This is a genomic window from Aeromonas sp. 603757 (assembly GCF_049171255.1).
Classification (GTDB): domain Bacteria; phylum Pseudomonadota; class Gammaproteobacteria; order Enterobacterales; family Aeromonadaceae; genus Aeromonas; species Aeromonas veronii_A.
In genome coordinates this window covers 95,652-109,590 of sequence record NZ_JAAKOE010000004.1, presented here as the reverse complement: position 1 = coordinate 109,590, position 13,939 = coordinate 95,652, and the positions used below count along the sequence as shown (strand labels likewise).

17 protein-coding genes and 1 tRNA gene are annotated in these 13,939 nt (G+C 59.7%); 13 read left to right on the top strand and 5 right to left on the bottom strand.

Translation table 11 applies throughout. The annotated features are described in order from the left end of the window. Positions 1-289 precede the first annotated feature (289 nt). Genes G5332_RS05440 through G5332_RS05430 form a run of 3 tightly spaced genes read left to right on the top strand, consistent with a single transcriptional unit; the run spans position 290 to position 2,745 of the window. Positions 290-1,228 (top strand): LysR family transcriptional regulator, encoded by a 939-nt coding sequence (locus G5332_RS05440; protein ID WP_216978986.1) that lies wholly within the window; start codon positions 290-292, stop codon positions 1,226-1,228. A gap of 54 nt (positions 1,229-1,282) precedes the next feature. Continuing rightward, a complete protein-coding gene (locus G5332_RS05435; protein WP_043823589.1) occupies positions 1,283-2,305 on the top strand; it encodes a response regulator in 1,023 nt (340 codons plus the stop codon). A gap of 8 nt (positions 2,306-2,313) precedes the next feature. Then, positions 2,314-2,745, top strand: a complete 432-nt coding sequence (locus G5332_RS05430) for a PAS domain-containing protein (RefSeq protein WP_005337175.1) — start codon at positions 2,314-2,316, stop codon at positions 2,743-2,745. An 89-nt stretch (positions 2,746-2,834) separates the two neighbouring features. Here G5332_RS05430 and ltaE read toward each other — a convergent pair whose 3' ends face one another. The 3 genes from ltaE to G5332_RS05415 form a co-directional block, all read right to left on the bottom strand. After that, positions 2,835-3,854, bottom strand: coding sequence for a low-specificity L-threonine aldolase (gene ltaE / locus G5332_RS05425; protein ID WP_216953383.1), 1,020 nt, complete (start codon positions 3,852-3,854; stop codon positions 2,835-2,837). Between the two features lie 112 nt (positions 3,855-3,966). Continuing rightward, positions 3,967-4,668 carry a short-chain dehydrogenase gene (locus G5332_RS05420; RefSeq protein ID WP_216953382.1) on the bottom strand — a complete coding sequence of 234 codons (702 nt, stop codon included), beginning with the start codon at positions 4,666-4,668 and terminating at the stop codon, positions 3,967-3,969. An 87-nt stretch (positions 4,669-4,755) separates the two neighbouring features. Then, a complete protein-coding gene (locus G5332_RS05415) occupies positions 4,756-5,163 on the bottom strand; it encodes a helix-turn-helix domain-containing protein (protein ID WP_033137628.1) in 408 nt (135 codons plus the stop codon). Between the two features lie 149 nt (positions 5,164-5,312). Here G5332_RS05415 and G5332_RS05410 point away from each other — a divergent pair, with 149 nt between their 5' ends. After that, positions 5,313-6,212: an aldo/keto reductase gene (locus tag G5332_RS05410; protein ID WP_227342566.1), complete on the top strand. Its 900-nt coding sequence runs from the start codon at positions 5,313-5,315 to the stop codon at positions 6,210-6,212. Positions 6,213-6,283: 71 nt separating this feature from the next. Here G5332_RS05410 and G5332_RS05405 read toward each other — a convergent pair whose 3' ends face one another. Next, a complete protein-coding gene (locus tag G5332_RS05405) occupies positions 6,284-6,565 on the bottom strand; it encodes an RNA recognition motif domain-containing protein (protein WP_005337180.1) in 282 nt (93 codons plus the stop codon). A 216-nt stretch (positions 6,566-6,781) separates the two neighbouring features. Further along, positions 6,782-7,324 carry a hypothetical protein gene (locus G5332_RS05400; RefSeq protein WP_227342565.1) on the bottom strand — a complete coding sequence of 181 codons (543 nt, stop codon included), beginning with the start codon at positions 7,322-7,324 and terminating at the stop codon, positions 6,782-6,784. 106 nt (positions 7,325-7,430) lie between these two features. Between G5332_RS05400 and G5332_RS05395 the strand changes: the two genes are divergently transcribed. From G5332_RS05395 to G5332_RS05355, 9 genes are all read left to right on the top strand, one after another. Next, the gene (locus G5332_RS05395) at positions 7,431-8,201 is read left to right on the top strand and encodes an amino acid ABC transporter ATP-binding protein (RefSeq protein ID WP_266135538.1); all 771 of its coding nucleotides are present in this window, start codon (positions 7,431-7,433) and stop codon (positions 8,199-8,201) included. After that, a complete protein-coding gene (locus G5332_RS05390) occupies positions 8,194-8,991 on the top strand; it encodes an amino acid ABC transporter permease (RefSeq protein ID WP_159157068.1) in 798 nt (265 codons plus the stop codon). Before G5332_RS05395 ends, G5332_RS05390 begins: the two co-directional genes overlap by 8 nt. Before the next feature lie 2 nt (positions 8,992-8,993). After that, complete coding sequence (locus G5332_RS05385) at positions 8,994-9,815, top strand: transporter substrate-binding domain-containing protein (RefSeq protein WP_159157069.1); 822 nt, start codon at positions 8,994-8,996, stop codon at positions 9,813-9,815. Next, positions 9,815-10,720 (top strand): amino acid ABC transporter permease, encoded by a 906-nt coding sequence (locus G5332_RS05380; RefSeq protein ID WP_158110721.1) that lies wholly within the window; start codon positions 9,815-9,817, stop codon positions 10,718-10,720. Before G5332_RS05385 ends, G5332_RS05380 begins: the two co-directional genes overlap by 1 nt. Continuing rightward, positions 10,714-11,451 (top strand): penicillin-insensitive murein endopeptidase, encoded by a 738-nt coding sequence (gene mepA, locus G5332_RS05375; protein WP_005359850.1) that lies wholly within the window; start codon positions 10,714-10,716, stop codon positions 11,449-11,451. Before G5332_RS05380 ends, mepA begins: the two co-directional genes overlap by 7 nt. An 85-nt stretch (positions 11,452-11,536) precedes the next feature. Continuing rightward, positions 11,537-12,127 carry a LemA family protein gene (locus tag G5332_RS05370; protein ID WP_005346564.1) on the top strand — a complete coding sequence of 197 codons (591 nt, stop codon included), beginning with the start codon at positions 11,537-11,539 and terminating at the stop codon, positions 12,125-12,127. Beyond that, complete coding sequence (locus G5332_RS05365) at positions 12,124-12,849, top strand: TPM domain-containing protein (protein ID WP_005346567.1); 726 nt, start codon at positions 12,124-12,126, stop codon at positions 12,847-12,849. Before G5332_RS05370 ends, G5332_RS05365 begins: the two co-directional genes overlap by 4 nt. 20 nt (positions 12,850-12,869) lie before the next feature. Next, complete coding sequence (locus G5332_RS05360; RefSeq protein WP_005337196.1) at positions 12,870-13,487, top strand: TPM domain-containing protein; 618 nt, start codon at positions 12,870-12,872, stop codon at positions 13,485-13,487. A 145-nt stretch (positions 13,488-13,632) separates the two neighbouring features. Further along, a tRNA-Ser gene (locus tag G5332_RS05355) sits at positions 13,633-13,720 on the top strand. Positions 13,721-13,939 lie beyond the last annotated feature (219 nt).

Sequence of the window (13,939 nt, the reverse complement as noted above, 5' to 3'; positions counted from 1 at the left end):
ACATTCACATCGCCGAAAAAAAGAACTGCTCTTGACCAGCGCGATCCTCTTTTTTCCTGAGGATGGGTCGTATTGTAGTCATACCATGTCGCCTCTCTCTCTTGAGCTAACGGGTGACATCTCGCAACAATGACTGTGGCGCAGAAAATAATCCTCATTCGAGAATAATTGAAAATTTAAACTGGTATCAGTAGAAATCGAATCCAGATCAATTAAACGCTGAATTACCCTTGCCAAGCGATAAGGCTCTTTTTATGGTTGCCCCCTTGTTACACCCAGAACAGCGTTTATGAAGCACATCGAAGAGTTCTACCTGTTCGTCAAGGTGGTGCAAGAGGGAGGATTCTCCCATGCTGCAGCCGCACTGGGCATGCCAACAGGCACCATCAGTCGACGCATTTCCCAGCTGGAAGAGCAACTGGGTTGCTCCCTGCTACATCGCTCTACCCGTAAACTCCGTCTTACCGATGAAGGGCTCAGATACTACGAGCGTCTCTGCACACCGCTTGCACAAATCGAGCAGGCCACCAGCGAGATCCGGGGTAAAGAAGCAGACATCACCGGGCTTATCCGGATAGCCGCGCCGATCGCGCTCTCCAACACCATCCTCATCGATATGCTGGCCGAATTCGGGCTGCACTATCCCGAGGTACAGTTCGATATCACCCAGACCAATGATCACCAGCACCTGTTCGACAATGATCGGGATCTGGTGTTCTTCAACGGTGAGCTGCCCCAGTCGCTGCCCAATGCGATCTGTCTCGGTCATATCGAGTACGGCCTGTTTGCCTCGCCACTCTATCTGACCAAGAAGGGAACCCCCTCCCACCCCAGCCAGCTGGAAGAACATGATCTAATCTACTGCTGGCCACACCAGCACTGGCAACTGACCGACAAGGATGGCCAGAACATCTGCATCAAACGCAGCGCCAAACTGACCGTCAACCAGACTCAGGCCGCCGTGCGCGCAGCCCGGCGTCATCTGGGGATAGTCAACGCCCCGCTGCACTATCTGAGCAGCTTCCTCCATGACGAGCAGCTGGTACCGGTACTGACCGACTGGCAGACCGGCAATCGCCCCTTCTACATGTTGTGTTGCCAGCACCAGTTCGCCCCGTTGCGTGTTAAGATGTTCGCTGAATTTGTTGAGAAATACTCCGCACGCTATCGTAACCGGCAATGGGATAACCAATTTTCACAGGGTGACAACCTCCCACATTGCATCTGACTGTTAGCGGGCCACACTTATAGCAATCCTTGCCAACAGAGCCTGCCTAACGCCATGAATGTATTGATATGTGATGACTCCGGGTTCGCCCGCAAACAGCTGGCACGAGCGCTACCGGCTGACTGGAAAGTCGATTTGCACTATGCGGCGAATGGCCTTGAAGGGATCGAACAGGTGCTGATGGGCCATGGGGATCTCATCTTTCTCGATCTGACCATGCCGGAAATGGACGGTTACGGCGTGCTGGAGACCCTCCAACGGGAGGGTCTACGCAACAAGGTGATCGTGGTCTCCGGGGATATCCAACCAGAGGCCTATCAACGGGTCATGGGGCTAGGGGCGCTCGATTTCATCAAGAAACCTGCCGCCCCAGAAACCCTGCTCGCCCTGCTCAAAAAGCATGATTTCTGGAGTGCCACCCCGAGCGGTCAACCAAGCGCCCCCGAGCAGCAGCCAAACGGAGTGGTAGCCGATGCAGGCGTCAAGATCACCCCCGAAATCCGCGATGTCTATCAGGAGCTGGCCAACGTCTCCATGGGTCAGGCCGCCGACTTGCTGGCTCGTCTGCTCAACGCCTTCGTGGTACTGCCCATCCCCAACGTCAACGTGCTGGAAGTATCAGAGTTGCATATGGCCCTCTCGGCCGCTGCGGATTCAGATACCCTCTCCGCCGTCTGTCAGGGGTTTATCGGAGCTGGGATCGCCGGTGAAGCGCTGATCCTGTTCCATGACTCCAGCTTCAAAGATTTGGCCAAGCTGATGAACCATCAGGGGACGCTGGATCGCACCGCCGAACTGGAGCTGTTGATGGATACCGCCAACGTGCTGATCGGCGCCTTCCTACGCGGCTACGCCAACCAGCTCGACACCCCCTTCAGTCAGGGGCACCCGGTGGTGCTCGGCCAGCACAGACCCATCAACGAGCTGATCAACACCAACAAGAGTCGCTGGCGCCGCACGCTCGCCATCGAGATCAACTACCGGATCCAGGATTACGCGGTGCAGTGTGATCTGCTGCTGCTGTTTACCGAAGATTCCATCGCCACCATGAACAACAAAATCATGCACATGCTCTAGGAGTGACTATGGAAATCCGTGAATTTCATTGGCTGATGAACATAGTCCAGAACCTGGACGTAGGCCTGGTAGTGCTCGACAAGGAGTACAAGGTACAGGTGTGGAACGGCTTTATGGAGAGCCACAGCGGCCGACTGGCCAGTGACGTGCGCGATGGCGTACTGTTCGAGCTCTTCCCCGATGTGGACAGAGCCTGGTTCGAGCGCAAGGCCAACATGGTCTTCAAGCTCAACAACCGCGCCTTCAGCACCTGGGAGCAGAAGCCCTATCTGCTACGTTTCTCCAACTATCGCCCCATTACCGGCTCGGCCCCCCATATGTTCCAGAACCTGACGCTGGTGCCACTGGCCGATTTCGGCGGTCAGGTGACCCATATCGCGGTGATGATCTACGACGCTACCGATGAGGCCATGCTGATGAGCGGCCAGCGGCAGGCTTGAGCTTGCAGCAAATAACAGAGGGCGCCGCGGCGCCCTCTTTTATTTCGGTATGAACAGGTCTCGGTATAACCTCTACCTCACCAGCCGTCTCAACGCGCCCCGAGATACTCGGTGAAGGCGTCGATCACCTCTTCAATATCGTCATCGTTGATTTGCAGATGGGTCACCAACCGCAGCTCGCCGTAACCGGAGAAGAGGATCCCCCTCTCCTTCATAAAAGCGAGCAGAGGGGCTGATTCCCCCTCACGCAGCCGCAGGAACACCATATTGCTCTGCACCAGCGAGAGGTCGAGCTCGATGCCCGGCAGTGCAGCCAACCCTTCGGCCAGCCGTTTGGCACGGCGGTGATCATCGGCCAGGCGGGTCACGTGCTGCTCGAGGGCAAACAGACCGGCTTGCGCCAGAATCCCCGCCTGACGCATGCCGCCCCCCAGCATCTTGCGCAGTCGGCGCGCACGGGCGATGAAGTCGTGTCTGCCCACCAGCAGCGAGCCCACCGGTGCGCCCAACCCCTTGGAGAGACAAATCGAGATGCTATCAAATGGAGCGGCGATCACCTCGACCGGGGTCTCGCTGGCCACGGCGGCGTTAAAAAGCCGGGCGCCATCGAGATGAAGCTTCAAGCCGCGCTCGGCAACGAATGCCCCCATCTCCTGCAGATAGGAGAGCGGCAGCACCTTGCCGTTGTGGGTGTTCTCAAGGCAGATCAGGCGAGTCTGGACGAAGTGGGCATCATCAGGGGCCAGCGCAGCCCTGATATCATCGAATGCCAGTGTGCCATCGCGCTGCATCGGCAAGGGTTGCAGGGCTACGGAGCCCAGCACGGCACTCCCCTGCGCTTCATAGCGATAGATGTGAGCGGCGTTGCCGAGGATGGCCCCCTCACCGCGCTGACAGTGGCTCATCACCGCCAACAGATTGGACATGGTGCCGGACGGCACAAACAGCGCCGCCTGTTTGCCCAGCAATCTGGCCCCAAAGGCCTCCAGCGCGTTGACGCCCGGATCTTCACCATAGACATCGTCACCGACTTCGGCGTGGAGCATGGCTTGACGCATGGCGTCAGTAGGCTGGGTGACGGTGTCACTTCGTAAATCGATATAGCGCATGAGATCCCTCCTGAAACAGGAGAGTGACGTTAGCCATGCGCCCCTCGCTTGGCAAGGGGCGCATGAGCAGAATGTGAAGCCAATAGACGTCCGTAGAACCCGCAGGCGGGATTTACCAAGGCAGCGGCTGACCGTTCAGATCCAGTAGCTGGCCCGATTGAGTCAATGATAACCCCTTGATGAGATTGAGCAGTTTCACCGCCACCTCGGCAGGATCCAGCAATTGATCCGCGGGCAACTCGCTCAGAAAGGGGGTATTCATCGGGGAGTCCATCAAGCCGGGCGCAACGGCCACCACCCCTGCTTGCGGGAAACGCTGCGTCCACTCAAGGGCCAGGGTTTTCACCCCCATGTCGAGGGCCGCTTTGCTCATCCGGTAGCTGTAACGTCCCCCCTCCAGATTGGCGGTGATGGAGCCCGCCAGATCGGAGATGGCGCAGAGCCACAGCGGATGGTCATTGCCCATCAACCGGCTGAAACGGGCAGCCAGCGCCAGTGTTGGCCAGGCATTGGCCAGCAGGCTGTCGCACAGCCACTTGGGGTGCACCTCTTCGACCCGCCGCTCCGGCATAAAGCTGACATCGTGCAACACGCCGATGGTATTGATCACAACGGTGGGAAGCGGATCGCAATCGTAGAGGGTAAACAAGGCATCGAACGAGATGGCATCGACATCTGGCAGCGGGAAGAAGTCCTCCATCTCGATCCCTTTGGGATAGTTGCGCCCGGCCAGCAGGAATGACTCCCCCCTTGCCATCAGCTCTCTTGCCAGCGCCGAGCCCAGCGCACCACTTCCGAGGATCAAGTAGCTCATCGCCCATTCCATGGAGACTTATCTTGCTTAGAGCGTATCAGAATAATCAACCGGCCGTGACACGACCAAAGGGTAATATGCTCCTCATCACGCTTCCCCCAGATGGCGGCCAAACTCCCGCGCCAGCGCCAAGTCGAGAAAACCGTCCGCTTTCTTGTGGGTGCGCAAAAACTGGTAGTAGGCGAGCAGGGTGACCAGCGCCTCCTCATCGGGCAGCCCCACCCCGGGTTGCTGCTCGCCCAGCAGTTGCTGCGCCGCAGCCAGCGCCTCCCTGTCCACCACTTCCGCCTGACGGTAGAGATAACCGCATCCGGTCGCCAGCCACTCCAGCGAGCAGTTGGCCCCCATGGCGATCTGGTTGGCCCGCGCCAGGCCAGGCTCGGCCCCCTTCAAATATTTGCGGATCAGCGCTTCACTGAGCCCCACCTTGCGGGCAAAGGCGCTCACGCTCATCTCCCCGATCAGGCTCTGCAAGCGCTCGGCAAATCCTTCCATCCAATTATCTCCCCAACTCTCTTCGGTCAGAACCAAAGTTCGAATCATGCCACTGTCCATTATTGCTTTGCCAGCCACATGGGGCCAAGATGCCCGCAGTCATCCATGTTGCACATCGTTTTCGCATCGCGTTTTTAAAGGAGTCAACCATGTCTGTATCCCGTGTCGCCCTGCATCCGCAAGGCCCCACCTTCTCTCGCCTCATCATGGGTTACTGGCGCCTGATGGAGTGGCAGCTCTCTCCGGCCGCTCTGCTCGATCTGATGAAATATCATCTGGATCTGGGGGTCACCACCATCGATCACGCCGATATCTATGGTGGCTACCAGTGCGAAGAGGCCTTTGGTCACGCCCTACGCCTCGAGCCTTCCCTGCGCAGCCGGATGGAGATCGTCACCAAGTGCGGTATCGCCCTCACCGCCAAGCCGGAGCATGCTCTCAACCACTACAACACCGGCAAGGACCATATCATCGCCAGCGCCGAGGCCTCGCTGCGCAAGCTCGGCACCGACCATCTGGACCTGCTGCTGATCCACCGCCCGGATCCCCTGATGAACGCCGATGATGTGGCCGACGCCTTTATCACCCTGAAACAGGCGGGTAAGATCAAGCACGCCGGGGTATCCAACTTCACCGCCCGTCAGTTCGAGCTACTGCAATCGCGCCTCCCCTTCCCGCTAGTCACCAACCAGCTGGAGATCTCGCCGCTTCATCAGGAAGGGACCCTCGATGGTACCCTGGATCAGTGCCAGCAGCTTGGCATCAAGCCGATGGCCTGGTCATGTCTCGGCGGCGGCCGACTGTTCAGCGATGAGGCCTATGCCCCGCTGCGTGCCGAACTGGAGCAGATCCGTCAGGAAGTGGGCGCCCAGACTATCGAGCAGGTGGTCTACGCTTGGGTAATGATGCTGCCAAGCCAGCCGCTGCCATTGATTGGCTCCGGCAAGCGGGAGCGGATTGCCGCCGCCGTGGCCGCCGAATCCATCGAGCTTAACCGCCAGCAGTGGTTCCGCATCCGCAAGGCGGCACTCGGTTACGACGTCCCCTGATCACAGCAAAACATTCAGAAACAAAAACGGCATGGGGGAAACCCATGCCGTTTTTTTATTGCCGAGGTACCTTAGCGGTGGCGCTGTTGCGGGCGACCACGGGGAGCATCTGTCTTCGGTTTGGCCTGGTTGACGGTGATGGTACGGCCACCGACTTCTGTGCCATGCAGACCAGCGATGGCCTTTTCGGCATCACCATTGACCGGCATTTCAATAAAACCAAACCCCTTTGACTGGCCGGTATCGCGGTCGATGATGATATCAACCTTGTCGACCTGTCCAAACTGGCTGAACAGGGTTTTCAGTTCGTCGGCCGTCATCCGGTACGACAGATTTCCTACGTAAATCTTCATGCCATCCACTCTCGATTCAAGGTGCCTTCTCTATGCAATTCCCAGCATAACGGTAAGGGCACAACCCCTATGCCGGACCTGCCATGGCTTCATGCCGTGGCCTTCTCCACACTGTCGTCAAGTGATTGATCTCTTGGGTTAACAGTGCAGACAAGATCAATTCGAGTCACTGGCAGTATCTGAGCTTTGCCGGGAATTGTCGAGAAAATAGTCGACTCAGGCCGATTGCAGATCTGACAACCGTTGCGCCAGCCTCCGGCGACCGTGCCAGGCCCGTTTAAAGCCGAAGCGATAGACAGACGGGCTCACCAGATGGAGCTCCCCCGCCTTGAGATCCAGTAAGGCCATGGCCGCCGCCAGCTCCTCTTCACTCAGTTGCAGATCGAGGCTGAAGTCGAGCCACTGGCCGTCGTGGCCCACTCGCCGCTCCCGTTCAAGCGCCACCAGCGTGCTGCGGGGCAGTGCCAGCGCCTCATCCTTGTTGCCATTGAGCAGATAGATATGCTGTTCATCCCACCCCAGCTCCGCCAGGCGCCAGGGCTGCCAGCTGCGGGGCAGCGACACCATGATCCCGGTGATGCCACCAAAGACCACACCCACCCAGTTGAGCAGCGCCATGGCGCCCCAGCCATCCCACAAGGAGGCCACCACCACGCTCCAACTCACCAGCAACAGCAGAAAAATGACGCAGCGATAGCGAACCGCTGGCGGCATCAACAGCTGCACCTGCGAACCGGCAAGCAAGGATGTAATACGCATGAAAAGCTCCTGTCATCACGAAATGGCGCCATTGTGAATAGCCATCAGGATGCTGACAAGGGGGTTTTCTTTGTCATCCCCCTATAAAATCAATACCATGGCGTAAATGATTCTCAGTGGAACCCGCTTCTTGACCAGCTCGCAATCCTGTGTGCGCTTTTGTGGCGTCGACAAATTCTATGGCGATTTTCAGGCGCTTCATCACATCGATCTCACCATTGAACGGGGAGAGAAGTGGGTCATCTGTGGCCCGTCAGGCTCGGGAAAATCGACCCTGATCCGCACCATCAACGGGCTGGAGGGGATCGACGACGGCCAGCTGTTCCTGTTTGGCGAGCCGGTGACCCCTTCCTACCTGCGCCGCCTGCAAGGTCGGGTTGGCATGGTGTTTCAGCAGTTCAACCTCTTCCCCCATATGACGGTGCTGGAAAACCTGATGGTGGCGCCGGTGCATACCCTGGGGTTACGCCCTCAGGAGGCCAAAGCCCGGGCGCTCGGGCTGCTCGAGCGGGTGCGCATTCAGGCGCAGGCCGACAAGTACCCCCACCAGCTCTCCGGCGGCCAGCAGCAGCGGGTCGCCATCGCCCGCTCCCTCTGCATGCAACCCGAGCTAATGCTGTTTGACGAGCCCACCTCCGCCCTCGACCCCGAGATGATCCGCGAAGTGCTCGATGTGATCCGCGAGCTGGCTGACGAGGGGATGACCCTGATCTGCGTCACTCACGAGATGGGCTTTGCCCGTCAGGTGGCGGATCGGGTGCTCTTTATGGACGAGGGCAAGATCATCGAGTCGGCCCCGCCCGCCCAGCTGTTCAACGCCCCCCGGCACCCGCGCACCCGGGCCTTCCTCGAACAGGTGCTCAGCTATCATGGCTAGGCTCAATCTTCCCCGCCTGCTCGGCTGGTTGTCGGGCACTGTGATGCTCTCTGTGTTGCTCGGCTGGGCGCTCTATAGCGGCGCTCGCCAGATGGGCTATGAGTGGCAGTGGCCGCGAGTGTTGCCCTTTCTCGGCGAGTGGGATGAGGGAACCTTTTATGCCGGCCCCTTACTAAACGGCCTGCTGGTCACTTTGCAGGTGGCGCTGCTCAGTCTGTTGGGCACGATGGCGGTCGGGGTGTGCGTGGTCAGCCTGCGGCTGCTTCCCTCCCGGCTCGGCCCCTGGCTCGCTATCACCTATCTGGCGCTGGTGCGCACCACGCCCCAGTTGGTGCAGCTCTATATTCTCTATTTCTTGCTGGGCCCCATGCTGGGATTGGCCCCCCTTGCCTGCGCCGTGTTGAGCCTCTCCCTCTATCAGGGGGCCTTCACCGCCGAAGTGCTGCGTGCAGGTGTACAGGCCATTCCCAAAGGACAGTGGGAGGCAGCCCAGTCGCTTGGCTTGTCACGGGCCATCACCCTGCGCAAGGTGATCCTGCCCCAGCTGGTGCGCATCACCTTGCCGCCGCTGACCAACGAGCTGGTCTCCCTTATCAAACATTCGGCTCTGGTGAGTGTGATCGCCATCTTCGATCTGACCAACGAAGGGCGTACTCTGGTTGCCGATACGTTTCTGACCTTTGAGGTGTGGTTTACCGTAGCTGCCCTCTATTTGCTGTTAACCCTGACGCTGTCAGCCTGTTCGCGGGCACTGGCCCGTAACCTGAATCCGGATCAACAAGGACGCTAACCATGAATCTGTCATTCAAGACCACCCTGTCGGGCGCAGCCCTGCTGCTGGCAAGCCTGCTCACTCCGGCACTGGCACAAACTGCCCCCTCCGACACCCAGGCGCAGATCGAGCAGAGCGGTACCCTGCGGGTCGGCATGTCCACCTTCGCCCCATGGGCTATGCGCGACAAGCAGGGGGCCCTGATCGGTTTCGAGATTGACGTGGCCCGTCGCCTCGCCACAGATAACGGCTGGCAGGTAGAGTTCGTGCCTACCGCCTGGGATGGCATCATCCCCTCCCTGTTGGCGAAAAAGTATGACGTCATCATCGGCGGCCTCACCATCACCCCCGAGCGGGAGAAGAGCGTGCGTTTCACCCAGGCCTACTCCCACTCGGGGGTGCAGCTGGCCGCCTCCAGCGCCATGGCCAAAGAGAAGAAAACCGTGGCGGACTTCAACCAGCGCGGGGTGATCCTGGCGGTACGTCGTGGCGCCTCACCGGTACAGGTGGCAAAAGAACACTTCCCCAAGGCCACCCTGCGCCAGTTTGATGACGAGTCACAGGTATTTCAGGAGGTGCTGAACGGCCGCGCCCACGGCGCCCTCTCCTCTTCCCCGAAACCCGAGCAAGAGGCGCTGCGCCACCCGGATGCCCTCTTTATGCCGTTTGCCAAACCGCTGGCAGAAGGGAGTGAAGGCTTTGCCCTGCGCAAGGGGGATGATGCCCTGGCTGAGCAGTTCAACGAGTGGATCGCCGCACGTCAGGCCGATGGCTGGCTCAAGGCGCGCCATGACTACTGGTTCAAGTCCCTGGCCTGGGAAGCGCAGGTCGCCAACCCCTGATGCTGATTGCTCTAAAAGAGACCATCCGGCGCATCGTCCGTGGGGCATGTCGGAACATCAACTGGCTGGATGGGGCGATCGCCCTGATCCTGCTGCTGGCTGGCCTCTGGCTGGCCAGCCGCTTGCACATCGGGGTAGCCTATCAGTGGCGCTGGCATGAGGCCTTCGATCTGCTGTTCACCCCTGGCCCTCACGGCGAGTTGCCCTACTTTTTCAGCGGTCTGCTCACCACCTGGCGCATCGCCCTGCTCGGCATGGTGCTGGCGCTACTGCTCGGCACTGCGCTGGGGGTAGCCGCCTTCAGCCGCCGCCCCTGGCTGGTGATGCCCGCGACCCTGTTTATCCAGCTGATCCGCAATCTGCCGCCGCTGGTCTTTATCTTCATCTTCTACTTCTTTATCGCCAACCAGCTGCTGCCTGCGAGCGGCCTCTCCCGCTGGCTCGGCACCGTATCACTCTCCCCGTGGCAAGAGGCGCTGTTTGGCCCACCAGCCCGCTGGGAAAACCTCATCTCAGGCACCCTCTGCGTTGGCATGATCAGCGCAGCCTTCGTCGCCGAGATCGTCCGTGCCGGGCTTGCCGCCATCCCCCGTGGCCAGTGGGAGGCGGCGCAGAGCCTCGGACTCTCCCCCTGGGTGCGGCTGCGCCATGTGATCCTGCCGCAGGGCATGCTGCTGATGTTGCCCCCCCTCACCGGTCAGCTCATCGCGCTGGTGAAGGATACCGCCATTGTTTCCCTTATCTCGGTGCAGGAGCTCACCTTCGTCGGTACCGAGATGGCCAACTCCAGCGGACTGGTCTACGAGATCTGGCTGCTGGTAGCCGCGGCCTATTTATTTATATGTTTGAGTCTGTTCGTATTGCTGAGCCGACTCGAAGCAAGACAAGGAGCACGCACATGCTGACGTCCCTGTTGCTGGCGACTGTATTGCAAGCGGAAGCCATCGGTGGTTATGCCGCCGGTTGCCTGAAAAACGGCGTATCCCTGCCCCTCGAAGGGCCGGGTTATCAGGTGATCCGCACCAAACGGCTGCGCTACTACGGCCACCCCGACCTCATCCACTATCTGCAAGCGCTGGCCAACCAGACCCGCATGGCCGGGCTGCCGGATCTCTATATCGCCGATCTGGCGATGGCCCGTGGCGGCCCCTTTACCTCCGGTCATCGCAGCCACCAGACTGGCCTTGATGCCGATATCTGGTTTCGCATGGCCAACCGCCCCATCAGCAAATGGGAGCAGGATGCCCCCAAGGAGTGGGCACTGATCGACGAACCCAGCTACAAAATGTTACCGGGCCGCTTTGGCCCACAGCAGCTCACCCTGCTGCGGCTGGCGGCCAGCAAACCCGAGGTGGCCCGCATCTTCGTCAATCCGGTGATCAAATCCGCGGTCTGCCAACAAGCTGGTAACGAACCCTGGGTCGCCAAGCTACGCCCCTGGGTGGGCCACTTCAGCCACTTCCACGTGCGGCTGCGCTGCCCGGTGGGCAGCCCCGATTGTGAACCCCAGGCTCCCATTCCGCCCGGCAATGGCTGCGGGGAAGAGCTGGCATCCTGGCTAAAAGACAAGCCCCAGCTGCCCAAGGTCTCCGGCATCAACAAGCGACCCGAACTACCTGCGCGTTGTGGCAACTGACCCCAAGCTGGTATGGTGATGCACGCTTGGTCGTACACCATCCATGGCGCACTATCGACTTGAAATATCAAAGGAGAACAACAAGATGGCCACATCACTCTGGCGCAGAACCACGCAGAGCCTGTTGACCCTGACCCTGCTGCTCGGCCTGACCGGCTGCGGCATGAACAACATTCCGACCCTGGATGAGCAGGTTAAAGCAAGCTGGGGGCAGGTGGAGAACCAGTATCAGCGCCGCGCCGACCTCATTCCCAATCTGGTCGCCACCGTCAAGGGCTACGCCAGCCATGAGCAGGAGACCCTAAAGGCGGTCACCGATGCCCGTGCCCGGGTCGGCAGCGTGCAGGTGAGCGATCCTGCCCAGCTCAAGGAGTTTGAAGCGGCGCAGAACCAGCTCTCCAGCGCCCTCTCCCGCCTGATGGTGGTGGTAGAACGCTACCCCGAGCTGAAAGCGGATCAGCAGTTCCTTGCCCTGCAGGCCCAACTGGAAGGAACCGAGAACCGCATCTCGGTGGCTCGCCGCGACTATATCGAGGCGGTGCGCCAGTTCAATACCGAGATCCGCACTTTCCCCGGCGTTATCTGGTCCAAGTTGCTCTACTCGGATCTGGAGGCCAAACCCAGTTTCAGTGCCAAACCCGGTGCCGATGAGGCGCCCAAGGTCAGCTTCCAATGAAGATGATGCTGCGCTGGTTTCTTCCCTGTCTGCTGCTCTGGGCCAGTGCCCTGCAAGCAGCACCGGACTTCCCGACGCTGAGCGGACGGGTGGTGGATGAAGCCAGTCTGATGTCCCGCAAACAGGCCCATCAACTGACCCAACAGCTGGCCGCCTTTGAAAAGCGCAGTGGTATCCAGCTGGTGGTGGTCTCCGTCGACAGCCTCGATGGGGAGACTATCGAGGAGTACGGCTACCAGCTCGGTCGCCACTGGGGGATCGGCCAGAAAGGTAAAAACAATGGCGTGCTGTTGCTGATCGCCCAGGATGAGCGCAAGGTGCGGATCGAGGTAGGCTATGGATTGGAAGGCGCCCTGCCCGACGCCATCGCAGCCAACATCATCCATGGCCGCATCCTGCCCGCCTTCAAGCGCGGCGATATGGTGGCCGGGATCATGGCGGGCAGCCAGAGCATCATGAAGGCACTCGCCGGGGAATATCAGCCGGTCGAGCAGCCGAAGAGTGACAACGGTGGCGGCCCCTGGCTGTTTATTCTGGTGGTGATTGCGATGATCGTGCTCCACAACCTGCGCGGCGGTGGTGGCGGTGGGCCAGGAGGACGACGTCGGTCGGCCTACATGGCTGGTGGATTGGGTGCCGGCTCCTTTGGTGGTCGCTCCGGCGGCGGATTCAGCGGTGGCGGCGGCAGCTTTGGCGGCGGCGGAGCCTCCGGTGGCTGGTAACAGGAGTAAAGAGACAAATCATGATTTCTAAACAGTTCTTCCACACGCTTCAGGCCAAGGTGCGCGAAGCGGAGCTAGAGACTGATGCTGAACTGGTCACCGTGCTGGCCCCGGCCAGCGATGGCTATCGCTACATTCCCACCCTCTGGGCGGCGCTACTGGCGATGCTCACCCCGCTGCTGGTGTTCCAGCTCGGCTTCTGGCTCGGCTGGTACGAAATCCTGCTGGTGCAGTGGTCGGTCTGGCTGCTGCTGAGCCTGCTGTTCCACTGGACCCCAATAAAAATGCGGCTCATCCCGAAGAAGGTTCGCCAGCACCGGGCGGCCCTGATGGCTCGCCTGCAATTTGTCGAGCAGGGGCTGCACCGCACCCGCGACCGGCTCGGGGTGCTGATCTTCGTCTCGGCCGCCGAGCACTATGTAGAAATACTGGTGGATGACGGCATCGCCCAGCATATCGACAACGGCCAGTGGCAGGAGATCATCGACGACTTCGTGGCGCGAGTGCGCAACAAGGAGATCGAACAAGGTTTTCTGGAGTGCGTTGAGCGCGTTAGCGCCATTCTGACCGATGCCTTCCCGGCCACCCGGGATCAAAACGAGCTGCCGGACAGCCTGATCATCCTCGACAAGCCCTGATCCGGTTTAAAAAACCAGCATTCTGCACAAGGGTTAGGCATTCGGAAAAGATTATGAAAAATAAGGGGAAAAGAGGTTGACCCACACAGCCCTTTCCCCTAAATTACGCCCCGTTCCAGCGCAACAGCGCAGCGAACGAAAAATTGGTGAGGTGTCCGAGTGGCTGAAGGAGCACGCCTGGAAAGTGTGTATACGGCAACGTATCGAGGGTTCGAATCCCTCCCTCACCGCCAAATTAAAAAAACCGACCTCAGGGTCGGTTTTTTGCTTTCCGGAAAACACAAACATCGGTGCCGACAACGGCAACAACGACAAAAACAGGTGAGCACTCTCGCCAGACCATCGCCTGTATGAGCAACACCTCCCCGGCACTTCCCATGGAGCAGCTGGTTGGGCATGGGCTTGCTCATCGCCGTTGTGTCATTAGCCGGCATGCCCCCCTTTTCTAACGC